General features: G+C 65.3%; 17 protein-coding genes. 11 read left to right on the top strand and 6 right to left on the bottom strand.

What is annotated here, in order from left to right; genetic code table 11:
* Positions 1-9: 9 nt before the first annotated feature.
* Positions 10-999 carry an SAM-dependent methyltransferase gene (locus tag DGI_RS02785; RefSeq protein WP_021759145.1) on the bottom strand — a complete coding sequence of 330 codons (990 nt, stop codon included), beginning with the start codon at positions 997-999 and terminating at the stop codon, positions 10-12.
* Here DGI_RS02785 and DGI_RS02780 point away from each other — a divergent pair.
* Positions 982-3,177, top strand: coding sequence for a fused MFS/spermidine synthase (locus DGI_RS02780; protein ID WP_021759144.1), 2,196 nt, complete (start codon positions 982-984; stop codon positions 3,175-3,177). The genes DGI_RS02785 and DGI_RS02780 overlap by 18 nt on opposite strands.
* A 169-nt stretch (positions 3,178-3,346) precedes the next feature.
* Here the strand turns inward: DGI_RS02780 and DGI_RS02775 are convergent, their stop codons facing one another.
* Together DGI_RS02775 and acs are read right to left on the bottom strand one after the other, a co-directional pair.
* Positions 3,347-5,122 carry a HAMP domain-containing methyl-accepting chemotaxis protein gene (locus tag DGI_RS02775; RefSeq protein WP_021759143.1) on the bottom strand — a complete coding sequence of 592 codons (1,776 nt, stop codon included), beginning with the start codon at positions 5,120-5,122 and terminating at the stop codon, positions 3,347-3,349.
* A 470-nt stretch (positions 5,123-5,592) separates the two neighbouring features.
* A complete protein-coding gene (gene acs, locus DGI_RS02770; RefSeq protein WP_021759142.1) occupies positions 5,593-7,578 on the bottom strand; it encodes an acetate--CoA ligase in 1,986 nt (661 codons plus the stop codon).
* 280 nt (positions 7,579-7,858) lie between these two features.
* On the opposite strand from acs, the gene DGI_RS02765 reads away from it, so the two are divergent.
* Genes DGI_RS02765 through DGI_RS02755 form a run of 3 tightly spaced genes read left to right on the top strand, consistent with a single transcriptional unit; the run spans position 7,859 to position 10,391 of the window.
* Positions 7,859-8,206: a DMT family protein gene (locus DGI_RS02765; RefSeq protein WP_021759141.1), complete on the top strand. Its 348-nt coding sequence runs from the start codon at positions 7,859-7,861 to the stop codon at positions 8,204-8,206.
* A 55-nt stretch (positions 8,207-8,261) separates the two neighbouring features.
* Positions 8,262-8,939 (top strand): response regulator transcription factor, encoded by a 678-nt coding sequence (locus DGI_RS02760; protein WP_021759140.1) that lies wholly within the window; start codon positions 8,262-8,264, stop codon positions 8,937-8,939.
* Between the two features lie 3 nt (positions 8,940-8,942).
* Positions 8,943-10,391: a sensor histidine kinase gene (locus DGI_RS02755; RefSeq protein WP_021759139.1), complete on the top strand. Its 1,449-nt coding sequence runs from the start codon at positions 8,943-8,945 to the stop codon at positions 10,389-10,391.
* 73 nt (positions 10,392-10,464) lie between these two features.
* On the opposite strand, the gene DGI_RS02750 is transcribed toward DGI_RS02755, so the two are convergent.
* Both DGI_RS02750 and DGI_RS02745 read right to left on the bottom strand, forming a co-directional pair.
* The gene (locus tag DGI_RS02750) at positions 10,465-11,361 is read right to left on the bottom strand and encodes an EF-hand domain-containing protein (protein WP_021759138.1); all 897 of its coding nucleotides are present in this window, start codon (positions 11,359-11,361) and stop codon (positions 10,465-10,467) included.
* Positions 11,362-11,636: 275 nt separating this feature from the next.
* On the bottom strand, positions 11,637-14,777 hold the full coding sequence (locus DGI_RS02745) for a transporter substrate-binding domain-containing protein (protein ID WP_034606725.1): 3,141 nt from the start codon (positions 14,775-14,777) through the stop codon (positions 11,637-11,639).
* Between the two features lie 125 nt (positions 14,778-14,902).
* Here DGI_RS02745 and DGI_RS02740 point away from each other — a divergent pair, with 125 nt between their 5' ends.
* The 5 genes from DGI_RS02740 (at position 14,903) to DGI_RS02720 (ending at position 20,720) form a co-directional block, all read left to right on the top strand.
* Complete coding sequence (locus DGI_RS02740) at positions 14,903-16,078, top strand: PAS domain-containing sensor histidine kinase (protein ID WP_021759135.1); 1,176 nt, start codon at positions 14,903-14,905, stop codon at positions 16,076-16,078.
* A gap of 26 nt (positions 16,079-16,104) precedes the next feature.
* The gene (locus tag DGI_RS02735; RefSeq protein WP_021759133.1) at positions 16,105-16,632 is read left to right on the top strand and encodes a chemotaxis protein CheX; all 528 of its coding nucleotides are present in this window, start codon (positions 16,105-16,107) and stop codon (positions 16,630-16,632) included.
* Positions 16,629-17,015, top strand: a complete 387-nt coding sequence (locus DGI_RS02730; protein ID WP_021759132.1) for a response regulator — start codon at positions 16,629-16,631, stop codon at positions 17,013-17,015. Before DGI_RS02735 ends, DGI_RS02730 begins: the two co-directional genes overlap by 4 nt.
* Positions 17,008-17,910, top strand: coding sequence for a GGDEF domain-containing protein (locus DGI_RS02725; protein WP_021759131.1), 903 nt, complete (start codon positions 17,008-17,010; stop codon positions 17,908-17,910). The genes DGI_RS02730 and DGI_RS02725 overlap by 8 nt, the downstream gene beginning before the upstream one ends.
* 92 nt (positions 17,911-18,002) lie before the next feature.
* Positions 18,003-20,720: a bifunctional acetate--CoA ligase family protein/GNAT family N-acetyltransferase gene (locus DGI_RS02720; RefSeq protein WP_021759130.1), complete on the top strand. Its 2,718-nt coding sequence runs from the start codon at positions 18,003-18,005 to the stop codon at positions 20,718-20,720.
* 99 nt (positions 20,721-20,819) lie between these two features.
* On the opposite strand, the gene DGI_RS02715 is transcribed toward DGI_RS02720, so the two are convergent.
* Complete coding sequence (locus tag DGI_RS02715) at positions 20,820-22,157, bottom strand: tetratricopeptide repeat protein (protein WP_034606662.1); 1,338 nt, start codon at positions 22,155-22,157, stop codon at positions 20,820-20,822.
* 186 nt (positions 22,158-22,343) lie between these two features.
* On the opposite strand from DGI_RS02715, the gene DGI_RS16795 reads away from it, so the two are divergent.
* Positions 22,344-23,693, top strand: a complete 1,350-nt coding sequence (locus DGI_RS16795; RefSeq protein ID WP_081696647.1) for a GGDEF domain-containing protein — start codon at positions 22,344-22,346, stop codon at positions 23,691-23,693.
* Positions 23,694-24,044: 351 nt separating this feature from the next.
* Positions 24,045-24,542, top strand: a complete 498-nt coding sequence (locus DGI_RS02705; protein WP_021759127.1) for a hypothetical protein — start codon at positions 24,045-24,047, stop codon at positions 24,540-24,542.
* The last annotated feature ends 6 nt before the right edge of the window (positions 24,543-24,548 follow it).

Here is a 24,548-nt window from a genome sequence, read left to right as displayed (position 1 = left end):
GCCACCGGCCTATGCCTGCGCCAGCACCCAGGTCAGCTCGTGCTTGTTGTGGGACAGATGCAGCAGCGTTCCGCCAAGGGCCTGGAATCCTTCCATGGCCGCGTAGTCCGTCTCTCCCTGGAACTTGAGGGTGCAGACGAAGTTGCGGCAGCGGCCATAGGCGATCCACCGGCGGACATATTCAAGCAATCTTGCCGGATAGCAAATGACATCGGAAAAAATCCAGTCTGGATGCACGTCGTTTTTGGAGGAGCGGGGATCAATGCCAAAGGCGCTGCCGCGGCGTTCCGTCACGCCGGGAAGGCCGGTCACCCGCGGATCCAGGGGGGCGCGATCCACGGCCAGCACCCGGCAGCCCAGCCGGGCCAGCACCCAGCTCCAGCCGCCGGGGGAGGCCCCCAGGTCCAGGCACAGGGCGTCCGGGGCTGGGCGGATGCCCATGCGGGTGAAGACTTCCCAGAGCTTGAGATAGGCCCGGCTGGGCGGGCCGGTCTTGTCTTCCACAAACCGCAGTTCCCCCAGAGGAAACGGCGAGCTGCAGCGCGGGGCGGCCAGCAGGGTGTGCTCGTCCAGCAGGGTCCAGGCACCCAGGGAGGCCGTGGGCAGGGGATCGCCGAAGCGGTGCGGTCGGGCCGAGACCGGCGGCAGCTGCTCCTGGATGAGGGCTGCCCGGCGGTGGTGGGCATGGCTGTAGCAGACCCAGTTGCGCTGGATGGCCTTGAGGGCCTTGGCCGCCTGGGAGATGGACGCCGCCTGGATGCGCACGGGGGCGAACCACAGGTGCTGGGCCCAGGCCGGGGGCGGGACGGGGACCTCCTCCAGCAGATGCAGCCGGCCCAGGGCCTGGAAGGCCAGGCCGCGGCGGGTCAGTTCGCCCTGCAGGGCCTGCTCGAAGCCTTCGGGTGCCAGGCAGGCGGCAGGGTGCGGAATGTCCTGCGCGGAGGATGGCAAATCGTCGGGATATGGGGTAGTCACGGGGGCATGCATCTCGTCTGCCACGGTCTCGTCTTCCTTGCTGCGGCGCTGCTGTTTCAGGTGGAACTCATCGCCGCCAAGGCCATGCTGCCGGGATTCGGCGGCAGTTCGCTGGTTTGGGCGGCGGCCATGCTTGTGTTTCAGGTGCTCCTGCTGGGCGGCTATGCCTGGGCCGCCTGGATTGGCGGGCGGCTGGCGCGTCCCTCGGGCCGGCTGCTGCACGGGGCGCTGCTGCTGGCCATGGCCGGGATGTTTCCCCTGCACCTGGAGGCCCTGTCCACCCCGGGGCAGGTGTTCACTGCCTGGGCGGAGGCGGCCTGGGCGGACATCGCCTGCATGCTCGCCCTCACCGTGGGACCGGCCTTCGCCATGCTGGCCACGGTTTCAGTGGTCTGTCAACGATTGCTCGCCATGTCCAGCCTGCCGCAGGCCGGACGGCCGTATGCCTTGTATGCGACGTCGAATCTCGGATCCTTTGCAGGGCTGCTCAGCTATCCAGTGGCCGTGGAACCATTTTTGGATCTGGATGTCCAGCTTGAGGCCTGGCAGGCAGGGTATCTGCTGGTGGCGGCGCTGCAGATTCTGGTGCTGTGGCGACTCAGGCCCGTGCCGCGGGAGACGGCGGCGGCGCTGCCCGATCCTGCCCCCCTGCCGCGGGTGGAGCAGGGACGCTGGGTGCTGCTGGCCGCGGCGGGGTCGGCCATGTTCATTGCCACCACCAATGTGGTGACCATGGATCTGGCCTCCATCCCCCTGCTGTGGATCGTGCCGCTGTCGCTGTATCTGCTCAGTTTCGTGCTGGTGTTCAAGCATCCGCCCTGGCAGCCGGACTGGGTGCGCTCGCGTTTCGCCCTGGCGCTGGCCGTGGGCAGCCTGCTGTTTCTGCTGGCCTCGTTGTCCTATCATCTGCCGGTGCAGGCGGCCTTGCCGGCCTATTGGCTGACACTGCTGGCCGTCTGCCTGGTGTGCCATGGGGAGCTGGCCCGCACCGCACCGAAGGATCCGCGCCGGCTGGGGCGGTATTATCTGCTCATGTCCCTGGGCGGCGCGTCGGGCAGTCTGCTGGCGAGTTTTCTTGCGCCTCTGGTGGCCACCAGTCTGGCCGAGTACCCGGCGGCCCTGTGCCTGGCCGCGGCGGCGATGTCCATGGGCAGACGGGAGACGCGCCGCCGAACGTGGTGGGAGCGCCCGTTGCGCATGCTGGGCATGCTGGCCCTGGTGCTGGGCTGGCCGGTGACGCTGACCCTGTGGCCCGGGCTGCCCACCAATCTGCTGGCCGGACTGGCGGGCCTGGGCATGGCCGTGCTGTTCTTCCGACTGGAGACGCAGCCGCGCACCGCCGCCTATGTACTGGTCATGCTGCTGGCGGCCACGCAATGGCTGCCCGGTCTGGTCCCCGGCCGCACCCTGCAGAGCATCCACCGCAATTTCTACGGCATCACCAGTGTGTACGACAGCGGCCCCCGGCGGCATCTCAAGCACGGCACCACCCTGCATGGCTCCCAGTATCTGGACCCGGCCCGCGCCGGCGAAGCCCTGACGTACTACCACGTCTCCACGCCCTCCGGGGCCCTGTTGTCCCGGCAGGAAGAGGCCCTGGACGGCGTGCATCCCCTGGCCCTGGTGGGCCTGGGCACGGGCAGCCTGGCCGTGTATGCCCGGCCGGGTCAGGCCGTGGACATCTTCGAGCTGGATCCCCACAACGGGCACGTGGCCCGCACCTGGTTTTCCTTTCTGGACCGAAGTCGCGGCGAGCTGACCATGACCTTCGGCGACGCCCGGCTGACCTTGCGTCGCGCACCGGCCTGGCGCTATGGCATCCTGGTGGTGGACGCCTTCAACAGCGACTCCATTCCCGTGCACCTGCTCACCCTGGAGGCCCTGGGCGAGTATGGCCGCGTGCTGCGCAAGGATGGCGTGCTGCTGCTGCACGTCTCCAACAAATACCTGGAACTGCCGCCGGTGGTGCAGGCCACGGGGCAGGCCGCGGGCTGGCTGGTGCTGGAAAACGCCTCGGTGCACACTGTGCATCCCGACGCCGAAGCCTGCGTGTGGATGGCGCTGACACGGGATCCGGCCACCGCCGCGCGGCTGGTGGCGCGCTTCGGCTGGCGGGATCTGCGCAGCATGCCGCTGCGTGCGGCAGAGTCGATCCGCCCCTGGACAGACCGCTTCAGCCACGTGCTGGGGGTGCTGCGGTAGAGCAACGTATTGTTGAAAAGGATTTGTGCGAGAGGGGAAACCTTTTTGCTGTGCAACCGGAAAAAAGGTTCTCCCCTCTCGCGCGCTCCCCTTCCAAAACTTTCATAGTGGCCTTGAATNTCTGCAGAAAGGTTCTTCCCCCGAGAACTCCTTTCAAAGATACCTTGCTCTAGCCGCCGCGCTGCATGTCTGCAATCACCTCGCCCAGGGCCTGGGCCTGGCTGAGCAGCTCGCTCACGGCCTGGGCCGAGCGGCCCATGCTGTCCGTGGTCTGGGCCGAGATGCCGTGGATGTCGTCCAGGCTGCGGTTGATTTCCTCGCTGGTGGCGGACTGTTCTTCGGACGCCGTGGCGATGGAGCTGACCTGATCCGAGGCCAGTTCCACCAGGGAGACGATTTCCCGCAGGGCCTCGCCGGACTGGGCAGCCAGGGTGGTGACGTCGCCGATGGCGTCGGCGGCGTTGTCCACGCCTGCGGCGCTGGTGCGCGCGCCCTGCTGGATGCCGCCGATGGCCTGCCCCACTTCCTTGGTGGCCTGCATGGTCTTTTCCGCCAGCTTGCGTACTTCGTCGGCCACCACGGCAAAGCCCCTGCCGGCATCGCCCGCGCGCGCGGCCTCGATGGCGGCGTTCAGGGCCAGGAGGTTGGTCTGATCGGCGATGTCGCTGATGACGTCGAGGATGCGGCCGATGCTTTCGGCCTTCTCGCCCAGGCGGGCCATGTCTTCCTTCACGGCCCGGGCCTGGTTCCCCACGCGGTCGATGGAGTCCACCACCTTGCGCACCACGCCGGCGCCGGTTTCGGCCTTGGTCCGGGCCTGGGCTGCGGTCTGGGCGGCCTGGGAGGCGCTGCGGGCCACCTCCAGCACCGTGGCGTTCATCTCTTCCATGGCCGTGGCGGTTTCGCCCACGCGGGCGGCCTGACGCTGGGCGCCCTGGGTGGCTTCCTCAATGCGGCCGGCCAGCTCGTCAGACGCGCCGGAAACCACGGTCACCACGCTTTGCAGGCGGGAGGCGGCCTCCAGCATGCCCTGGCGGCGGGCCTGGTCGGCCTGGGTGCGGGCCTGGTCCGCCTCGGCCACGGCCAGACGGGCGCGTTCGGCCTCGCGGGCGGCCTGGGCCTGGCTGGCCGTGGCGTTCTCCAGTTCCTGCTTGAGCGTGCCCACCATGTGGCGCAGGCCTTCGGCCAGGCGGCCCACCTCATCGCGCTGGCGCACGTCCAGGGTGCTGTCCAGCCGGCCTTCGGTCACGGCTTTGGAAAAGGCCAGACACCGGCCCAGGGGGCGGACGATGGAACGGGTGACCAGCACCGTCAGCAGGATGGCCAGCAGCACGCCGCCGCCGGTGAGGCCCTGGATGCGGGTGGTGATGGCGGCAAAGGTGGCGTCGGCAAGGTCGTTCTTTTTGGCGGCGCTTTCTTCGTTCATCTCGGTGAGCTTGTCGATGACGTCGCGCATGTGGTTGAAGGCGCTCCGGGATTCTCCAAGCACCAGCGCCATGGCCTGCTGCCGGCCTTCGGGGGTGTTGGCCTGAATGCCGTCCACCACGCGGCGGGAGACGGCCATCCACTCTGCGCGGCGGGTCTCATAGTCGCCGAAGAGCCGGCGTTCGTCGTCGGTGTCCACCAGCGCTTTGTACTTTTCCCAGCGGGTGTTGGCCTGCTGCAGGTTGGTGTCGTATTCCTTGATCAGTTCCTGGTAGACCGGCGCTGCAGGGTCGGCAAAGATGAGGGAGCGTTCGGCCACCACCAGTTGGTGCAGGTCGCGGTCTGCCTCCAGCAGCAGGGACTGGCTGGGCAGGCTGATGTGGAACAGGCTGTCCAGTTGTTCGCCCTCCTCCTTGACCCCGACCAGCCCCACCCAGCCGAGAATGAGCACAAACACCGTGAGCAGGGTGTACGAGACGAACAGCCGCAGGCCAAGGCGCGAGTCGTTGAGCATGTGCATGGAAATCCCCCCGAGTGCTGAGCCGTTGACAGGCCTCCGGCATGCCTGCGTGTGTTGCATTCCCCCTGGCGCTGCATGCGGCGTTTGCCTCTGCGCTGCGCCCTCCGCATGATTCCGGACGGAGGATGTCAGATTGTCCACCATAGCATGGGTTTTTGTTTTTGGGCAAGAATTCTATACTGGTGACGGGTGGCAACGCAGCACGGCCGGCAGGAACGCATGCGCTCCGGCCGGCCGTGGAAAGCGGACAGGGGAAGAAACCGGCCGGTGCTAGAGCATTTTAATATTGAAAAAGGACATTGCGAGAGGGGAAACCTTTTGCAAAAGGTTCTCCTCTCTCGCGCTCTCCCCTTCCAAAACGTTGATAGTGCCCTTGAATCACCATAAAAAGTCTTGGAAAGGGGGTTCGGGGGAAGAACCTTTCTTTAAAAAGGTTTTCCCCCGAGAACTCCTTTCAAAAGTAAAATGCTCTAATTGCCGGTGAGATCCTTCTTGCCTTCGATGAGGTCCTGCACCACGCCCGGATCGGCCAGGGTGGAGGTATCGCCGAAGTCGTCGTACACGCCGGCGGCGATCTTGCGCAGCACGCGGCGCATGATCTTGCCGGAGCGGGTCTTGGGCAGGCCCTCGGTGAACTGGATGACCTCCGGCGTGGCGATGGGGCCGATCTCCGTGCGCACCCAGGCCCGCAGGGCCTTGCGCAGGTCTTCGGACTCGTCGATGCCGGTCTTGAGGGTGACGTAGGCGTAAATGGATTCGCCCTTGATGGCGTGGGGCATGCCCACCACCGCGGCTTCGGCCACGGCTTCGTGGGACACGAGGGCGCTTTCCACCTCGGCGGTGCCCATGCGGTGGCCGGAGACGTTGATGACGTCATCCAGGCGGCCCATGATCCAGAAGTAGCCGTCGTCATCCACGCGCGCGCCGTCGCCGGATTCGTACATGCCGGGGAAGCGCTGGAAGTAGGTGGACTTGTAGCGTTCCGGATTCCCGTACACCCCGCGCAGCATGCCGGGCCAGGGCTTGCGGATCAGCAGGTGGCCGCCTTCATTGGGGCCGGCCAGGGAGCCGTCCGCGCGCACAATGGCCGCATCCACGCCGGGCAGGGGTTTGGTGGCGGAACCGGGCTTGAGGGTGGTGGCGTAGGGCAGGGCGGAGATGAGGATGCCGCCGGTTTCCGTCTGCCACCAGGTGTCCACAATGGGCTTGGTGCCGGCGCCGATGTAGGTGTGGTACCACATCCAGGCTTCGGGGTTGATGGGTTCGCCCACGGACCCCAGCAGGCGCAGGGAGGAAATGTCGTGCTTGCGGGTCCAGTCCACACCTTCGCGCATCAGGGCGCGCACCACGGTGGGGGCGGTGTAGAAGATGTTGACCTTGAACTTTTCCACCACCTGCCAGAAGCGGTCCGGCCCGGGCCAGGAGGGCACGCCTTCAAACATGAGGGACGTGGCGCCCAGGCACAGGGGGCCGTAGACGATGTAGCTGTGGCCGGTGATCCAGCCCACGTCGGCGGTGCACCAATAGACGTCGTTGTCGGTGACGTCGAACACCCACTGGGTGGTGTGGGCGGCATAGGTCAGGTAGCCGCCGGTGGTGTGCACCACGCCCTTGGGCTTGCCCGTGGAGCCGGAGGTGTAGAGGATGAACAGGATGTCCTCGGCGTCCATGGGCTCGGGCTCGCAGACGTCGGTGATGCCGTCGGCGTGCGTGCATTCGTGCCACCAGCAGTCGCGGCCTTCCTGCATGGGGACCTCAAGACCGGCGCGATTGACCACGATGCAGTGATCCACGCTGGGGCACTTCTTCATGGCTTCATCGGCATTGGGCTTGAGGGGGATGGTGCGGCCAGCGCGCAGCACGGCGTCCGCCGTGACCACCACCTTGGCGGCGCTGTCCTGGATGCGGTTTTGCAGGGAAACGGCGGAGAAGCCGGCAAACACGATGGAATGGATGGCCCCGATGCGCGCGCAGGCCAGCATGGCGATGGCCAGTTCGGGAATCATGGGCAGATAGAGGGCAACGCGGTCGCCCTTTTTCACGCCCTTGGCCTTGAGCACGTTGGCGAAGCGGCAGACCTCGGTGTGCAGCATCTGATAGGTGTACACCTTGACGTCTTCTTCCGGCTCGCCTTGCCAGATGATGGCCGCCTTGTTGCGGCGGCCGTTTTCCAGATGCCGGTCCAGGCAGTTGTAGGAGACATTGAGCTTGCCGCCGGCAAACCATTTGATCTCCGGCTTGTGCATGTCGTACTCAAGGGTTTTTTCCCAGGGGCTGAACCAGGTCACGAGCTCCTTGGCGCGCTCGGCCCAGAAGCCTTCCGGGTCTTCGTCCGCCCGCTTGTACAACGCCTCGTACGCCTCCATGTCGGGCACATAGGCCTTGGCGCGCGGGTCCGAAATGGGTGCGAAAGTGCGCTTTTCTTTTGACAAACTCTCGATATCCAATTCGCTCATACAGGAGGCTCCTGGGTCTGTAAGGAAAAGGGGCTGCCGGGCGTTGCCCGAGGCTGCATGCGAACGGCAGCAGGCCGCGGCGCCGCACGTTGATTCCTGCCGTCTTGACGTTACGATATGCGCCAAACCAAGACCCTTGGCAAGCCGGCCGCCGCCGCAGGACTGCCGTTCATCGAAAACCCGCCGCCCTTGCCGCCTGCCGCCCGCCTTGACCTGGGCTGCTCGCGGGCATAGAGAGCCGGCATTCTGGTGGTGCAATCGTTTTCGCCCGGGAGGGCGCATGCGCAGTCTGGTGATCCCGCAAACCATCGTGCTGTTGGCGCTTTCCAACGTGTTCATGACCTTTGCCTGGTATGCGCATCTCAAGCATCTGCATGCGCGGTCCTGGGTGGTGGCGGCGTTGGCAAGCTGGGGCATCGCCCTGTTCGAATACCTCATCCAGGTGCCGGCCAACCGGCTGGGGTACACGGCGCTCACATTGCCGCAGCTCAAGATCCTGCAGGAAGTCATCACCCTGGCCGTCTTTGTGCCCTTTTCGGTGTGGTACATGGGCAACCCCCTCAAACTGGACCATCTTTGGTCTGGCCTGTGTCTGCTCGGGGCGGTATACTTTGCCTTCAGGAGCTGAGGTTCTTCGCCCGGCGGGGCGGATTGTGCGCACTTCAACCACGCTGGCGGCCTGCATGAAACGTGTGCTTCTGGTTGATGACGATGTGGAACTGAGCAGCATGCTCACGGAATATCTGGAACGTGAAGGCATGGTGGTAACCGCCGTGCATGACGGGTTGGCCGGTGTGGAGGCCTGCCGCGTGGGCGGGTTCGACATCGCCGTACTGGATGTGATGATGCCCGGCATTGACGGCGTGGAAGTACTGCGGCGCATCCGGGCCTTCAGCCGCCTGCCGGTGCTCATGCTTACGGCCCGCGGCGACGAGGTGGATTGCGTGGTGGGGCTGGAGCTGGGCGCGGACGATTACGTGGCCAAGCCCTGCACCCCGCGGGAACTGGCGGCCCGGCTGCGGGCCATCCTGCGGCGTACCGCGAGCGATGGGCCGGCGGACGTGCTTGCCGTGGGTCCGCTGACCATGTGGCCCCAGGAGCGCCGGGCCCAGTGGTGCAACGCAACGCTGGAGCTCACCAGCACGGAATACAGCCTGCTGGAACTGCTGGTGCGCAACGCCGGCCGGCCCGTGAGCAAGGCCGAGCTCTCCGAACAGGTCCTGGGACGCCCCCTGGCGCGCTACGACCGCAGTATCGATGTGCACATGAGCAGCATCCGTCACAAGCTGGCCACCGGGGACGATTCGCGCGCCTGGATCCAGACCATCCGCGGCCTGGGCTACCAGTTCGTCAAGATCTGATCCATGGGCCGGCTGTTCTGGAAATTCTTCTTCGCGTTCTGGTGCGCCCTGGTGTCCGCCGGCCTGGGGGTCTGGCTGGGGCTGACCCTCTACGAACGCGCCGCCGCCGGCAACTCTACCCTGGCCACGGGGCCGCGGGCGTCCTTCATGGCGGACACGCTGGCGGATCTGCTGTCCCGGGGCGATGTGGAGTCTGTGCGCCGCGTACTGCAGACCTGGGGGCAATTGAGTCCGGATCTGCAGGCCTTGTTCATCGTCGATGCCCAGGGGCAGGACCTGCTTGGGCGTCCCGTGTCGGCAGTGCTCCTGGAGCGGGCCCGGGGAACCGCCCTGCCGTACAGCCCGACCCAGAAGCCTGAGCCGTGGTTCTCCGCCGTGCGCGAGGCGCACAGCCCCAACGGCAGCCTGCATTTGGTGTTTGCCGCGGCCGCAGACAGGGCGCTTGATTCGGGGCGGCCCCTGCCCGTAACCAGCCACGGACCGCCGCCGCCCTATCTGCCTCTGGCGGCCGGGCTGCTGGCCAGCCTGGTGTTCAGCGCGCTGCTGGCCTGGCACTTCGCCAAGCCGGTGCGGCTCCTGCGCTGGGCCTTGGGCTCCGTGGCCGCGGGCAGGCTGGAAACCAGAATCCAGCCCCTCATGGGCGACCGGCGCGACGAAATTGCCGACCTGGGCCGCGACTTCGACCGCATGACCGAAACGCTCCAGCATCACATCGCCGCCCAGCGCCGGCTGCTGCACGATGTCTCCCACGAATTGCGCTCGCCCCTGGCCCGGCTGCAGGCGGCCATCGGTCTGGCCCGGCAGGACCCGGCAAAAATGGCCGCCACCCTGGACCGCATCGAGCGTGAAGGGCAACGGCTGGATCGGCTGGTGGGGGAAATTCTTACCCTGGCCCGGCTGGAGGCCGGCCCGGAGCGCGGCCCCGGCGAGGTCCTGGATCTGGCCGAGCTCCTGGCCGATGTGGTGGCCGATGCCCGGTTCGAGGCCCACGCGGTTGGAAAATCCTTGCAAACCGATGGGTTGGATCCCTGTCCGCTGCATGGGCACGTGGAATTGCTGCATCGCGCCCTGGAAAACATCCTGCGCAACGCCGTGAGCCACACGGCCCCCGGCACAACCGTGGAGGTGCGCACGACCCTCGGCAGCGCCGCGCCGGCAGGGCGGCAGGTGCGGATTACGGTATGCGATCGTGGCCCGGGCGTGCCATCGGAGGAGTTGGAGGCAATTTTTTCCCCCTTCCATCGCGCGGCGAATTGCCAGTCCGGCGTTGCCGGCCAAGCCGGCCAATCTGGCCAATCTGGCCAATTTGGTCAGTCTGGGGTGCCCAGGGGCGGGTTCGGGCTGGGGCTGGCCATCGCCCGCCGGGCCGTGGAGGCGCACCGGGGCGCAGTGCGTGCGAGCAATCGGGAAGGCGGCGGGCTGTGCGTGGAGGTGCGGCTGCCCCTGGACTGAGCAGGGCCCCTGCGCCAAGGGAGGCCGGCGAATCGACCTCCCCTTGCGCGAGGATGCCCGGCATGCGCAGCCGTCATGCCATCTGGCTGAGGGAAGAGACGGAGATCTGCGAGGACGCGCCGTACCGCGTGACCAGGGACTTCAGCAGTTCCGGAGCCATGGAGAATCCGGTGCTGTCCTCTTCGCCGCTCGTGCTTCCTTGCGTGCCCTGGCTTCCGGAGTTGCCGGCGTTGCCCAGGGCGGCAAACAGTTCGTCCAGGCCGGTGTTGTCGCCGGCGCTTTCCGTGCCGGTGGCGCCGAGGTATTCGGCCATCTCTTCGAGGGTGACCACGCCATCCTGGTTGAGGTCAGCCTCTTCATATTCTTCCTCTTCTTCAGCGGAGGCCGCGCCGCTGCCCTGGGCGCCGGCGGGCTGGCCACCCTTGCCGGCCAGGGCGTCCGTGTGCTCCTGTTCGGTGACGAGGCCGTCGCCGTCGCCATCGAGTTTGGCGAACAGTTCGTCGGCCTCTTCCTCGGTGGCGTTCGGGTTGCGGTCCAGCAGGGCGGAGAGCAGTTCTTCCTTGGTGATGGAACCGTCGCTGTCGGCGTCGGTGCTGGCGAAGAGTTCCGCTGCCGAGGCCGTCGCCTGCTGCTGCATGGCGATCATCGTCATGTTGGCCTTCTGCTCCAGCTTCTGGGCCATGGCCTCCAGGGCGTCCGCATGCTCCTGTTCGGTAACAAGGCCGTCGCCGTCCGTGTCGAGCTGGGAAAAGAGCTCGTCCGCATCGGGACCGTTGGCGCCGCCGGTCTTGGCGCGCGATTCCAGGGCGGAGGTGAGCTCCGCTTTGGTGATGCTGCCGTCGCCGTCGGCGTCTGTGGCTGCGAACAGCTCTTCGGCGGAGGGAGCAGCACGTTTTCTGGCCTGCTCGTTGAGAATGCTGCTCCAGGATGTTGATGAAGTGCCGTAACTGCTGCTGATGGCGCTGGTCATACTCATTCCTCCATGCAGGAATGTCTGTGGAGGCGGGCGGAGGGGGACGCCTGCCGATGGGGGGCGAGTGGTTCGGGGGACGAGGCGGCAATTCCTGCCGCATGCGTCCATGCCCTCCCATCAAGCAATCCAGGCACCAACCAGCGTGTTTTTCGCGCGGGAATATGTAAAGGTGGGTAAAAGTTTTAGTCGCGGTATAAAGTTTCCGAAATGTCCTTGAAAAACATTCGGATGGAATGATGCTGCCCACGGGGGCCGGAAGGAAAGGCCTCGGGTCAGGCTGCTGCCAGGGGGATGCGGAAGAGGAAGGTGGTGCCCTGTCCGGGCTGCGACTGCACCAGGATTTCGCCGCCCAGGGCCTGCACCGCTGCCTGCACGGCCGCCAGGCCGACGCCGCGGCCGGACAGTGACGTGATTTCGGGTGCGGTGCTGAAGCCGTGGTGCAGGATGAGGGAGAACGCCTCGGCATCGGAAAGGGCGTGCGCCTGTTCCGGGGTGAGCAGGCCCCGGGCCTGGGCGGTGGCGCGCAGGGCGGCGGGGTCCAGGCCGCGGCCGTCGTCAGCGATGCGCACATCCAGCAGGCCGTCGCGGAGGGTGACGTCACAGGACAGGCTGGCTTCCTGGGCTTTGCCCGCGGCCAGGCGTTCGTCGGGCGTCTCGATGCCATGGTCCACGGCATTGCGGAAGACATGGATCAGCGACCGGGCGAAGCCGGCGAAGCGGGCAGCGGAGACGCGCGTGGTCCTGTCATCGGGGGCCGGCATGCGCAGGATGCCGAGCTGCTTGCCTTGCCGCGCCGCCAGCTGGAGGGCGTATTCCGGGGCGCGGCCCAGGAGGGCGCGGAACGGCACGCGGTCCAGATCCGCCAGCTCTTGCAGAAGGCGGCGGATGTCTTCGGTCAGCAGTTCGTCGGGCAGCGTGTGCAGCAGCTGCCGGGCCAAGCCGGCGGCCCGGGCCTCGCCCAGGCTGGCGCCGCGTTGGAGGAAGTCCGATCCCAACGCCTCCCGGATGATGCCGACATCCTGGGCCATGGCCTCCTGCAACGTGTCGCGAAGGGGCGGCAATGCCGCAAGGCCGTCCGCGGCGAGGGCGCTTTCCAGCTCGTGCAGGACCTGGGGCAGGTGGATGAAGTCGAACTGGGCGAACTGGCCCTTGAGGGTGTGGATCTGGCGCTGCAGCGCGTGCGGGCAGCCGTTCCGGCCGGCCTCGTCGAGCCCCTGCAGGAAGGTCTCGAACTCTGCCAGCAATTGCCGGACGATGGTCGTCTCCCGCACGGCGCTGACCACCAGGGAGAGCCGGTCCCGCTCGGCCTTGACCTCCCGGCGCAGGCGCTCCACGTGGGTGATGTCCGTGAGGATGAGCATCATCCGCCCCGGCGCCACCACCTTGTACTGCACCCGCAGGCGTCGGGCACCCAAGGAGAGGCGTGCCGGCATGAGAGACAGGAGCATGCCCTGTTTGAAGTCGTCCTGCGCAGCCAGGATGCGTTGCAGGTTTGTGGCGAACTGGGCCGCGGCCTGGGGGTCGTCCGGGTACAGCAGTTCGTGGATGGGCCGGCCTTCCAGGGTGCCGGGCGCTTCCTGCTGCAGCAGCACGCCGCATTCCCGGCTGTATTGCGGTTGCAGGCGCAGGTCGTCCCCAAAGGAAAGAAAGCCCTGGCCGGAATTGTCCAGCAGTGCGCCCAGGCTGGCGTGGGCTTTTTCCAGATCCTCGTGGGCCTGACTGATGTTGCGATTCAGGCTGGAGAGCTTGCGATTCCAGGCCACCACCCCCAGCAGCAGAGCCAGCACGGCCAGGGCAGCCAGGCCGATGCGCCACAGCTGGGCGGCGTCGAGGCTGTGTGCAAAGGTGACGGTGACCCACTTTTTGAACGCGGCATCGATTTCCTGCGGCGTGAGGGTGTTGACGGCTTTCTGCATGATGCCAAGCAGTTGTGGGTCATCGCGGCGCACGGCCAGACTCAGGACGAGACTCTCGTTGAGGCGGCCGGCAACCTTCAGGTCCGAAAGATTTTCCTTGCCGATGGCGTAGCTGATGATGGGCAGGCCATCCACAAAGGCGTCCAGATGGCCGGCTGCCACCGCCTCCAGCCCTTTGGAGAGACTGGAGAATTCCGTCAGGATCAGGCCGGGATGGGCCTGCCGCAGCACGGTGCCGCTGATGTTGTCCTCCAGCACGCCCACGGTGTGGCCGTACAGGCCGGCGGCGTCCTCGATGAAGGGCATGTCCGCGCGGGCGGCCACCACCAGGGGGAATCGCAGGTAGGCGCTGGTGAAGTCCAGAAAGGCGCGACGTTGCGGCGAATCCCCGGCGGCGATGATGAGATCGCAACGGCGGGTCCTGACGTATTCCAGGGTCTGGGGCCAGCTGATCGTGGGCGTCAGTTCGAAGCGCACGCCCAGGCGCTCGGCCATGAGGGCCAGCAGATCCGCCGTCATGCCCTCGTGGATGCCGCGTTCGTTGATGCGTTCCACGGGCATCCAGTCCGGGTCGATGCAGTATCGCACCACGCCTTTTTGTCGCAGATGCGCCTGCTCCCACTCGTTCAGGGTCAACAGAGGAGGGCGCTCCGCGGACCGGGATTGCTCCAGGGGCTCGCCGCCCACGCCGGTAGGGTACATGGGCAGCCAGCGGGACAGGATATCGTGCTTTTCCCGCGCCGGAATCTGCTTGTGGGCCTTGTCCAGGATGGACTGCAACAGGGGCATGTCGTCGCGGATCAGGGTGAAGACGTCGAAGGTGTAGTCGGCCTGGCCGGAGATCTTGACGTTGGTGAGGCCGGAGGTGCGGATGGCGTGGGCCACCACGGCCAGATTGTCCAGCATGGCATCGGCCTGGCTGGTGGCCACCATGCGCAGGGCCGTGCCGGGATCTTCCACAAAGGCCAGGGGCAGGCCGGGATGGCGCTCGCGCAGGTGCTCGGAGGCGGTGGAGCCGCTGGCCACCACCACCCGCAGGCCGAGCAGGGCCGCCGTATTGGGGGCCATCACGTCGTCACGCGAGGCGATGGCCAGGGGAAAACGGAAGAAAGGGCCGGCGAACAGCGCATAGCGTTCGCGATCCCGGGTTTTGCCGGTGCCGTCGATACAGTCTATCTCTTTGTTCTGCAGGGCATCCAGCACCTGCTGAAAATCAAGGCCGTCGCCAATCTGGACGAATTTGAACGTCAGGCCGGTGCGGGCGGCGACAAGTTGATAATAGTCGTGCAGGATGCCCTGGTAGCGGCCGTTCTCGATCATGGCCAGGGGCTCCCAGCGCACGTCGCTGAAGGTGATCACCGGATGGGCGCGGATGAACTCTCGCTCCGCCTCGGTCAGGTCCAGCTGGGCTGCTGCGGCTGGTCCGGCCGCTAATCCGGCCAGTCCGGCCAGCAGGCACACCTGGCACCATAGCACCGCCGTCTGCACGGTTGTCATCACCCTGTTGCGTTGCATTCTTCTCCTCGCAGAAAAGGGCGCGTTCCGGCGGCCCCTTGCCAAGCATGGCATAATCGATTCTAATACACGCAACAATCATATGTCCAACCCAAAGGCTGCCTGCGATGGTCTCCCTGGATCAGATGTCGCCCTCCACCAATGTCACGGAAGGCATGCTCCTCGAAACCTATTTCGAGGTGATTCCCTTCGATATTTACGTGGTGGACGTGCACACCTTCGAGCTGGTGTATGCAAACCGCCTGATGCGGCAGCATTTGCCAGCCTCCATGGACCGCGCCCAGCCGTGTCACCTGCTGCTGTACCAGGAGCCTGCGCCCTGCCGGTTTTGCAAGATCAGGCAGTTGGTGGATGAACACGGGCTGCCGAGCATGCAGACGCATGTGTACGAGATGTACGATGAGCCGCGGGAACGGTGGCTGCAGCTGCACGAAAAGGCCATCACCTGGCCGGACGGCCGCACCATGAAGTACACCATCGCCGTGGATATTTCCGAACTCAAGGCCATGCAGAACCGCCTGGCCGAGGCCCATGCCCGCATGGCCCTGATGAACAAGGAGCTGCAGGCGCAAAACCAGCTGCTGCAGGAGCACCTCCGGTTGCGGGAGGACGTGGAGCGCATGACGCGGCACGATCTCAAGTCCCCCCTGACGCCCATCCTCAACTTTCCCCAGATGATCCTGGAAGATCACCCCGAGCTGCCGCCGCGCACGGTGGAAGCCCTGGAATGCATTGCCACGGCCGGGAGCAAGATTCTCAATCTGGTGAGCAAGACGCTGGATCTGCTCCGGCTGGAGCAGGGCACGTATGTGCTGCGCCCGGAGCCGCTCAACGTGCTTGCCTTGCTGCGCTCGGCCCTGCGGGATCTGGACCCCCTGCTGCGGCAGCGCGGGGCGACGTGCGTGCTGCAGCATGCCGGCCAGCCGGCGGAGAAGGGGGCGTGCCTGCTGGTGGCGGCGGAAGAGCTGTTGTGCTATTCGCTCTTCTCAAACCTGCTGAAGAATGCCGCGGAGGCGTCCCCGTCTGGCGCCGAGGTGGTGGTGGACGTGACGCAGGAGCCCGGCATGGCCTGCGTGCGCGTGGAAAACCAGGGCGAGGTGCCGGCTGTCGTGCGGCAGCGGTTTTTTGAAAAATATGCCACCGCCAGCAAAGACGGCACCGGCCTTGGTACGTATGTAGCTAAATTGATTGCCGAGGTGCACGGTGGTGCCGTGGTGCTGGACACTGCCCAGCCGGGGCGGACCAGCGTGCTCGTGCGGCTGCCCCTGGCGGGCCCGGCGTGATGCCGGCAGAACAAGGAGCCTCGGACATGGAACCGTGCAACTGTCCCCAACTGGTCCGGGCCGTGGCCGCCCGGGCAACCTCATTCTTGCAGGAAGAGGTGGATATTGATGTGCAGGGCTGTGAATTTCATCTGGAAGACGTCCTGCAACTGCAGTTGGGCTATCTGACGTCCCTGATGAGCGTGGAGTGCGCCCAAAAGCTGTACCTGGCGTTGAGCTTCGACGAGCCTCTCATCCTGCGCGCCTTTGAACGCTACACCGAAGATCTCGAAATCGACGACGCCGAGCGCAGCCAGTATCTGGAGGAAACCGCAGCGGATCTGGTCAACATCATCGTGGGCAACGCCACGGCGGCGTTCTCCGATTCCGGGGCCCCGGCCATCCAGCTCTCGCCCCCGGTGCTCATCACCCAGGGCAAGAACATTTTCCGCCACAAGGAGGCGCAGTTCTTCCGGGCCATGCTGCACACCGAGTACGGCGTCCTGGACGTGTTCTGCATCGGGCCAAAACGGCTGTTCGACGAAAAACTCAACTACATTGAGGAGTCCGCATGAAGCCGCTGCGCATCATGGTGGTGGACGACTCCGCCATTACCGTGAAAAAACTCGCTAAAATGCTGGAGGAGCTCGGGCACGAGGTGGTGCATGTGGCTGGCAACGGCCAGCAGGCGGCACAGGCCTACCCCGCCGTGCGGCCCGACGTGGTGACCATGGACATCACCATGCCGGACATGGACGGCATCCAGGCCACCAGCCAGATACTTGCCAGCGATCCCGACGCGCTCATCGTCATGATCACCTCCCACGGGCAGGAGCAGATGGTCATCAGCGCCATCGACGCCGGGGCCAAGGGCTACGTGCTCAAGCCGGTCAAAAAGGAAAAGCTCGGCGAACACCTGCAGCAGGTCTACGAAAAATATCGTCCCGGCCATGCTTGAGAACATCCTGTTCGAGACGCACTTCAGCATCATTCCCTTCCCCATCTATGTGGTGGATGTGCACTCGTGGGAAATCATCTTTGTCAACAATTCCTTCATGCGGCTGTACGGTGCAGTCAAGGGCCGCATCTGTTACGCCGCGCTCTTCGGCCGCGAAAAGCCGTGCATGCATTGCAAGATAAAGGATCTGGTGACGGCGGACGGCAAGCCCAACGGCCGCAGCATCGTCTTTGAGCTGTATCATGACGTGGATGACTGCTGGTACCAGTTGCAGGAAAAGGCCATCAGCTGGCCGGACGGCCGGACCGCCAAGTATTCCATCGCCGTGGACATCAACGAACTCAAGCTCACCCAGAACCGTCTGGCCGAGGCGCATGCCGAGCTTTCCCTCAAGAATCGGGAGCTGGAGCGGCTCTCCACCACCGATGCCCTGACCGGCGTGGCCAACCGGCACAAGATCCAGCAGCAGCTGGTCTGCGAGATGGAGCGCGCCCGTCGCCACCAGCGGCCCCTGGGGTTGTTGTTCATTGATCTTGATCACTTCAAGGCTGTGAATGACGACTACGGCCATCAGGCCGGCGATGCCGTGCTGCAGCATTTTGCCCGGCTGGCGACGGCCAACATCCGCGCCGCCGATGCGCTGGGCCGTTGGGGCGGGGAGGAATTTTTGCTGATCTGTCCGGAGGCGGATCTGCTCCAGGCCGTGGCCGTGGCCGAGAAGCTGCGGCAACAGGTGCGCGAAAGCGAGTTTCCGGCCGTGGCGCGGGTGACGGCCAGTTTCGGCGTCACCGTGTTTCAGGATGGCGACACCGTGGAGTCCCTGGTGCATCGGGCGGACAAGGCCTTGTACCGAGCCAAGGAGAATGGCCGCGACTGCGTGGAGACGCTGGTCTGAGCGTCCTTCCTGCCGCGGGCTGCACTGCCCATTGACTTGCCGCGTCCGGCAGGCCATACCAGCTTGGGCCAATCCACAATAAGGAGGCGCTGGTGAACGCGGCCTGCTTCAAGCAGCTTTTCAATCCCACGTCAGTGGCCGTCATCGGCGCAACGGACGAACCCGGGCACCCCGGGCAGATTCTGATGAAGAATCTGCTCTCGGGCACGTTCCTGGGCCCGGTGATGCCTGTGCATCCGGAACTGGCCTCCGTGGCTGGCGAGGAATGCTATAAGACCATCGACACGTTGCCCCTGACGCCGGAGCTGGCCTGCTTCTGCACGCCCCTTGCCGAGCTGCCGGCGCACATTGCCGAGCTTTCCAAGCGCGGGGTGCGGGCCGGTGTGGCCCTGAGCCTGGGGGCCTTCCGCTATGCCGGCGGCGCCAGCCAGGAAGTCAAGCGCGCCGTGGTGCAGGCCTGCAAGGAGCACGAGTTCTGCCTGCTGGGCCCCAACTGTCTGGGGTTCATCAATCCAAGCATCGGCCTTAATGCCAGCCTGGCCCATCGTCATGCCAAGCCGGGCAAGGTGGCCTTTGTGTCCCAGTCGGACTCGCTCTTTGCCACGGTGCTGGACTGGGCGTCCTCCAAGGGCATCGGCTTTTCCCACTGCATCACCCTGGGCGATCGCTACCAGATCCACTTCGGGCACCTGCTGGACTTTCTGGCCCGGGATCCCAACACCCGCGCCATCCTGCTGTATCTGGAAACCATCACCCACGCCCGGGCGTTCATGTCTGCCGCGCGCGCCACGGCCCGCAACAAGCCGGTGCTGGTGGTCAAGTCCGGCCGCTCCACCGAGGGCGCCAGGGCTGCGGCGGCGCATTCCGGTTCCTTCCTGGGTGCGGACGACGTGTACGACGCCGCCTTCCGCCGCGCCGGCATGCTCCGGGTGTTCGACATCGACACGCTGTTCGACACCGTGGAAACCCTGGCCCGCACCCGGCCCCTGCGCGGGGAGCGGCTGGCCATCCTCACCAATGGCGGGTCCCCGGGCTTCATGGCTGCGGATGCGCTGCTCCTGGGCGGCGGGCAGCTGGCCCGCCTGTCTGCGGAAACCAGCCGGCATCTTACCGATGCACTGGGGTGCGACTGGTCCTCGGCCAATCCCCTGGTGCTGCGCAGCGATGCGGATGCGGACAAGTATGCCACCGCCCTCAAGCTGCTGCTCAATGCGCCGGAGGTGGATGCCGTCCTGGTGATGCGCGTGCCCACCTCCAAGATTCCCGGCCTGGAAATCGCCAAGGCCGTGGCCGCCGTGAGCCGCAAGACCAAGCGCAACGTGCTTACCAGCTGGCTGGGCATCGACGATGCCCTGGAGTCCCGGGAGTTTTTCGCCGAAGCCGGTCTGGCCACCTATGACACGCCGGAAAAAGCCATCCGCGGCTTCCTCTCCATGGTGCAGTACCGTCGCAACCAGGAACTGCTCATGGAAACGCCCACCTCCCTGCCCGAGACGTACAATCCGGACACCTTCCACGCCCGCGAGGTGGTGCGCACCGCCATCGAGGCCCAGGGGCCGCTGCTCACCGGGCCGGAAACCATGGAGGTGCTCAAGGCCTATTCCATCCCCGTGGTGGACATGCGGGTGGACCTGCCCGTGGACGACGACGAAACCGTGGTGCGTGCGGCGCAGGATCTGGGCTTCCCCGTGGCCCTGAAGCTGGACTCGCCGGACATCATGCGCAAGAGCCACATGGGCGCCGTGGCCCTGGATCTGGACACCCCCGAGGCCGTGCGCCACGCCGCCAGGACCATGCGCGAGCGCATCCGGGCCGTGCTGCCTGAGGCGCGGCTGACGAGCTTTGCCGTGCAGCGCATGATGCGCCGGGCCGCGGCCCATGAGCTGCTGGTGGAGGTGGTGAACGATCCCGTGTTTGGGCCGGTCATCCGCTTTGGCCAGGGCGGCAGCCGCACGGATCTGGCCGGGGACCGGCAAGTGGCCCTGCCGCCGCTGAACATGCATCTGGCGCGCGAACTCGTCTCCCGCACCAAGGTCCATACCCTGCTCAAGGGCTCGCGGGATTTCCCCGGGGCAGACATCGACGCCATCTGCCTCACCCTGTGCAAGATTTCGCAACTCATCATCGATATTCCGGAAATCTTCGAGCTGGAAATCAACCCCCTGTTTGCGGATTCCCGCGGCGTCTTTGCCCTGGACGCCCACTGCTCCGCCGCCCGGGCAGACCATGCCACCGGCGCGGACCTGCTCTCCATCCGCCCGTACCCGCGGGAGCTGGAGGAGTGCACCACCCTGCGCGACGGCCGGCAGGTGACGCTGCGGCCCATCCGCCCCGAGGACGAGCCGGCGCATTACGACTTCCTGGAGCACGTTTCCGCAGACGACAAGCGCTTCCGCTTCTTCTCCAACATCGGCGAGCTGCCGCGCATGGAGATGACCAAGCTGACGCAGATCGATTACGACCGGGAGATGGCCTTCATCGCCAAGGGGCCGGACCGGCTCTGCGCGCCCGGAGAGTCCTGCGAAATCAAGACGCTGGGCGTGGTGCGGGCCATGACTGATCCCGAGAACCGCGATGCCGAGTTCGCCATTCTCATCCGGTCGGACTGCAAACGCCTGGGCCTGGGCCGGATTCTCATGGACAAGATCATCCGCTATTGCCGCTCCCGCGGCACGCACCGCATCATCGGCCAGGCGCTGTTCATGAACAACGCCATGGCCGGCCTGGCCGAGCGGCTGGGCTTCCAGGTCTGGAAGGATTACGATGACGAGGTGTACAAGTTTGAGCTGGAAGTGAATCCGGAGCAGTAGCAGCGGGGGAGCCCGTCTGCCCCGGACACGCCCCGGACACGCCCCGGACACGCCCCGGACATTTTCGGCGCGGGATGCGTGTTGTCGGCGGGTCCCCGGTTATTTTCCTTCCAGCGAGGCCAGCAGCTTCTGGGCCTTCTCGAAGTTCGGGTTGAGCTCCAGGGAGGCGCGGGCGAAGCGGGCGGCTTCCTGGTTGCGCCGGCCGCGGGAATGGATGAGGGCGAAGTTGTACGACATGACTGGATCCTGCCGGAAACACTTCGGGTTCAGCGCGAGGGCCTCTTCCAGGTGCTTGATGGCGCGCAGGAAGTCCTTGCCCTCGGCATAGGCCATGGCGATGTTATAATGCAGGTTTTCATCGTCCGGGGCAATGCGCTGGGCTTTTTTGTATTCGTCCACCGCCTCCATCCAGCGGCCTTGCCGGCGCAGGGCGATGCCCAGGGAGTTGAAGGTGCCCAGGTCGCTGGAGTCCAGCATGTCGCCCTTGAGCTCCAGCGCCTTGCGGTAATACTTCACGGCCCGGGCAGGGTCCTTCTGATTGTAGGTGTCTGCCACGCGGCTGGTGATGTCTTCCAGATAATTCAGGGCCTCGCGCTTGGCCTGCTCCAGGGCGGTGTCGAAGAGCTGTTCAGCTTCTTCCATGTTGCCCAGTTCCACATGCACGCTGCCCATCTCCACCTTGCGATCCACATTTAGCGGTGAGAGCTTGTCCAGCTTTTCAAGGTATTTGAGCTGTTCTTCCAGCTGCCCTTCCTCCCGGAAGAACTCGGCCAGCTTCTTGAGCGGCTCCAGGAACAGCTGGGCGGCGTTGGAGGCTTCCAGGAAGCACTCCATGGCTTTATCCTTGTAGCCCAGCCCCTTGAAGGCGTCTCCCATGATGAGCAGCCCTGCGGCGGAGTTGGGTTTTTCCTCCAGGATGAGCTGGCAGACCTTGAGCGTGTCGTCGTAGTTGCCGGCAGCCAGGAGCTGGCGGGCCTTGTCGATGAGTTTGCCGATTTTGCCTTGCGGCTTGATGGTGAAGGCGATCTTCTCGATGAGCACATTGATGGAAATGGGCTTGGCGATGAAGTTGTCGGCTCCGATTTCATGCAGCAGCACCAGACGTTGCCGGTCGGCCTCGCCCGTCAGGATGATGACCTTGATGTTGCTGTAGGCATTCTTCACCTGACGGACCAGAAAGAATGTCTCCCGGTTGTTGAACACCCGTTCGACAAACAGCACGACCTTCTTGCGCCGCGCTGAGATTTCCTTGATGCTTCGCAGGATGTGGTTTTCGTCGGAAATCGGGGTGATGCATTCTTCCGAGACGGCGAGTTGCTTGTAAATGGTGTTGCGCAGGACAGCCATAAAGGTGTTGTCCGTGGTGGCCACCAGAAAATGTCCACTTTCCTTGCGGACAAAATCCACCACCGTGGATTCGTACTGTTTGATGCGCATATCAGGGAGAGCTGCCACAGACCACCTCGCAGGCTGCATGTCCGTCTTCTTGTTTGATTCGCTTAGCTTTACGCGGGGGGTTTCTCCTGTGTCAAGTAAGGCGGCAGAACGGCCGGCCTTGCTTGACGTTGTCCGGCAACTTCCCTAACCATACCTGCATACGCCATTACTGAAGAAAAGGCTGGGATGATGTCGGACGCGTCCACTTTCACCCGCATCATGGACTTGTGCCGCCAGGGGCGGGAGGGCTTTCGGGCTGGCCGGCCCGAGCAGGCACTTGCCGCGCTGGAAGCCGTGTCGGAGATTGCCCTGCATGCCATGGCCGCCCCGGTTTCCGTCCCGGGGCCGGATGCACTGCCAGTGGCGCCGGGGGTGCGAGTGGGCAGGACTGCCGCCACGTCCGGCCTCACCACAGAACAGGCCCGGTTGCAGCTCATGCGCCTCAAGGTCGCCAACAAGGCCCTGGCCGTGGCCTACGAATCCACCATCACCGCCTTCCAGACCTTCCGCGAGGGGCTGGATGTGGTGCAGCAGGTGCGCACGGTGCAGGAGCTGCCCGCCCTGTGCGAGCACATTGCCCACCTGTTCAGCCTGGCCGCCGTGGAGCTGGTGATGGCGCAGCAGGTGCTCCCGGCAGATGTCTGCCCCCCGCCGACGCTGCAGGAGGCAGACGCCGCCTGCCCTGTGCAGTTGGATGCCGACACCCTCGCCGAGGCCTGGACCGCCCTGCAGGAGGTGGGCACCCCGCGGTGCTACATCGGTCCGGCCACCGCCCTGGAGCATCCGGCTGCGTTTTTCCCCGTCGCAACCCGCGCCAGTGCGGACGGCATCCTGCGCGGGTCCTGTTTCGTCTTTCCGTTCCACCGTGGCAATTCCAGAATGCCCCTGGGCTTTTTGAGCCTGCTGGATGCCGACCCCGGTCGCTACACCACCGACATGGCCACGGATTATCTGGAGCATTTTTGCGCCGTGTTCGAGGCCATCATCTTTTCCATGCTGGAAAAGGAATCCGTGAGCGGCCGGCAGTATCTGGATCCCCTCACGGGCATCCGCAACCGGACCTACCTGGAACACTACGGTCGCCAGTTGCTGGAGCAGGCTGGCATTCTGGACATCCCCGTGTGCCTGCTGTTTCTGGATCTGGACCATTTCAAACCCGTCAACGATGCCTGGGGACACGAGACCGGGGATCTGGTGCTGCGGGAGGTGGCGCGCACCCTGGACCGCGTGTCGCGCCGCGGGGATGTGGTCTGCCGTATCGGGGGCGACGAATTCATCATCCTGCTGCCGGACGCCTCCACCGAAGAGGCATCGAGCTATGCCAAACGGCTGCATGCGGCGCTGGCAGCCATTACGCCGGAATCCCTGGGGCTGGAGTGCGAGGGCCGGGCGCCGTTCGTGGTCCGGGCGTCCATCGGCATGGCCTGTCACAGCCAGGGCATGGACCTGGAAGCCCTGCTCAACGCTGCAGACGGCGCCATGTACGCCGTCAAGCAGGACGGCCGGGAGCCGCGCGGAACCCCGACGCCCTCATGACGACCTGTTGCGTCAGGCCTCCTGAGGGGCTGTTCCATGTGCAACCGGCTGACGCCAGACAGCGCCATGCTGCGCCGCCGGCTGCTGCAATGGCGCGTTGTTGGCATTGCAGTGCGTTGTATTGCCAATTGCGCGCACGCCTGCGCGCACGGTGGCCCGTTGCAGCCCGATGACCGGCCGTTGCACTGCGAGATGTTGCGACCCGCTGGCGCACATCACGGAACGGCTTGCCAGCCGCAGTGAATTGAAGTACACGCAGGATGAGCGATAGAATGCGCATTGCATCGGCAATGCACCGTGCCATCACCTGCAGGCCCTGCCAGGGTGCTGCAGCCTGCCGAGGAGGAGTGCATGAAGATGGGTGTTTCCCTGGCGCGCCTGGCCCTGGCCCACATGGTTGTGCTTGCCTGTCTGTTGGGCGTGGCCGCCCAGGGGCTGTGCGCAGAAAAAATCTGGGTGGACGCCGCGGGCTACGTGCTCTTCAAGAATGACCGGGGGGATGTGGTCCGCAAGGATTTTGTCCGCTACGCCGACGTTCTCTTTGACGACATGCCCAAAAAAACAGGGTACTTCTTCTGCACCCTGGACGGGCTGGAGACGCAGGTGCCCGTGCGCGACATCCTTACGGTCAAGCGCGATCCCAACACGGATTTCGGCACGGTGACCACGACGAACACGCCGAGTCATGCCGTCAAGATCCCCCAGGATCTTGCAGGCAGCCTGACGGGCATGGATCACTTCGAAATGGAGTACTTCAATGCCCTGACCGGCAAGAACGAGGTCGGGTTCATCCTGGGCACGGATGTTCTGGAAATCCATTTCACGGACACCAGCCGCGTCAGCAAGTAGCCAGCC

This window comes from Megalodesulfovibrio gigas DSM 1382 = ATCC 19364 (assembly GCF_000468495.1).
GTDB lineage: Bacteria > Desulfobacterota > Desulfovibrionia > Desulfovibrionales > Desulfovibrionaceae > Megalodesulfovibrio > Megalodesulfovibrio gigas.
The sequence above is the reverse complement of the archived record's forward strand: the minus strand, read 5'-3'. Positions and strand labels throughout refer to the sequence as shown.

Excerpts from the sequence above, each read along its gene's own strand:
- DGI_RS02715 (WP_034606662.1), bottom strand. The coding sequence starts at position 22,157 with ATGCGCATCAAACAGTACGAATCCACGGTGGTGGATTTTGTCCGCAAG.
- DGI_RS02705 (WP_021759127.1), top strand. The coding sequence starts at position 24,045 with ATGAAGATGGGTGTTTCCCTGGCGCGCCTGGCCCTGGCCCACATGGTT.
- DGI_RS02775 (WP_021759143.1), bottom strand. The coding sequence starts at position 5,122 with ATGCACATGCTCAACGACTCGCGCCTTGGCCTGCGGCTGTTCGTCTCG.
- DGI_RS02730 (WP_021759132.1), top strand. The coding sequence starts at position 16,629 with ATGAAGCCGCTGCGCATCATGGTGGTGGACGACTCCGCCATTACCGTG.
- DGI_RS02760 (WP_021759140.1), top strand. The coding sequence starts at position 8,262 with ATGAAACGTGTGCTTCTGGTTGATGACGATGTGGAACTGAGCAGCATG.
- DGI_RS02740 (WP_021759135.1), top strand. The coding sequence starts at position 14,903 with ATGGTCTCCCTGGATCAGATGTCGCCCTCCACCAATGTCACGGAAGGC.
- DGI_RS02750 (WP_021759138.1), bottom strand. The coding sequence starts at position 11,361 with ATGACCAGCGCCATCAGCAGCAGTTACGGCACTTCATCAACATCCTGG.
- DGI_RS02765 (WP_021759141.1), top strand. The coding sequence starts at position 7,859 with ATGCGCAGTCTGGTGATCCCGCAAACCATCGTGCTGTTGGCGCTTTCC.
- DGI_RS02755 (WP_021759139.1), top strand. The coding sequence starts at position 8,943 with ATGGGCCGGCTGTTCTGGAAATTCTTCTTCGCGTTCTGGTGCGCCCTG.
- DGI_RS02725 (WP_021759131.1), top strand. The coding sequence starts at position 17,008 with ATGCTTGAGAACATCCTGTTCGAGACGCACTTCAGCATCATTCCCTTC.
- DGI_RS16795 (WP_081696647.1), top strand. The coding sequence starts at position 22,344 with ATGATGTCGGACGCGTCCACTTTCACCCGCATCATGGACTTGTGCCGC.
- acs (WP_021759142.1), bottom strand. The coding sequence starts at position 7,578 with ATGAGCGAATTGGATATCGAGAGTTTGTCAAAAGAAAAGCGCACTTTC.
- DGI_RS02735 (WP_021759133.1), top strand. The coding sequence starts at position 16,105 with ATGGAACCGTGCAACTGTCCCCAACTGGTCCGGGCCGTGGCCGCCCGG.
- DGI_RS02745 (WP_034606725.1), bottom strand. The coding sequence starts at position 14,777 with ATGACAACCGTGCAGACGGCGGTGCTATGGTGCCAGGTGTGCCTGCTG.
- DGI_RS02780 (WP_021759144.1), top strand. The coding sequence starts at position 982 with ATGCATCTCGTCTGCCACGGTCTCGTCTTCCTTGCTGCGGCGCTGCTG.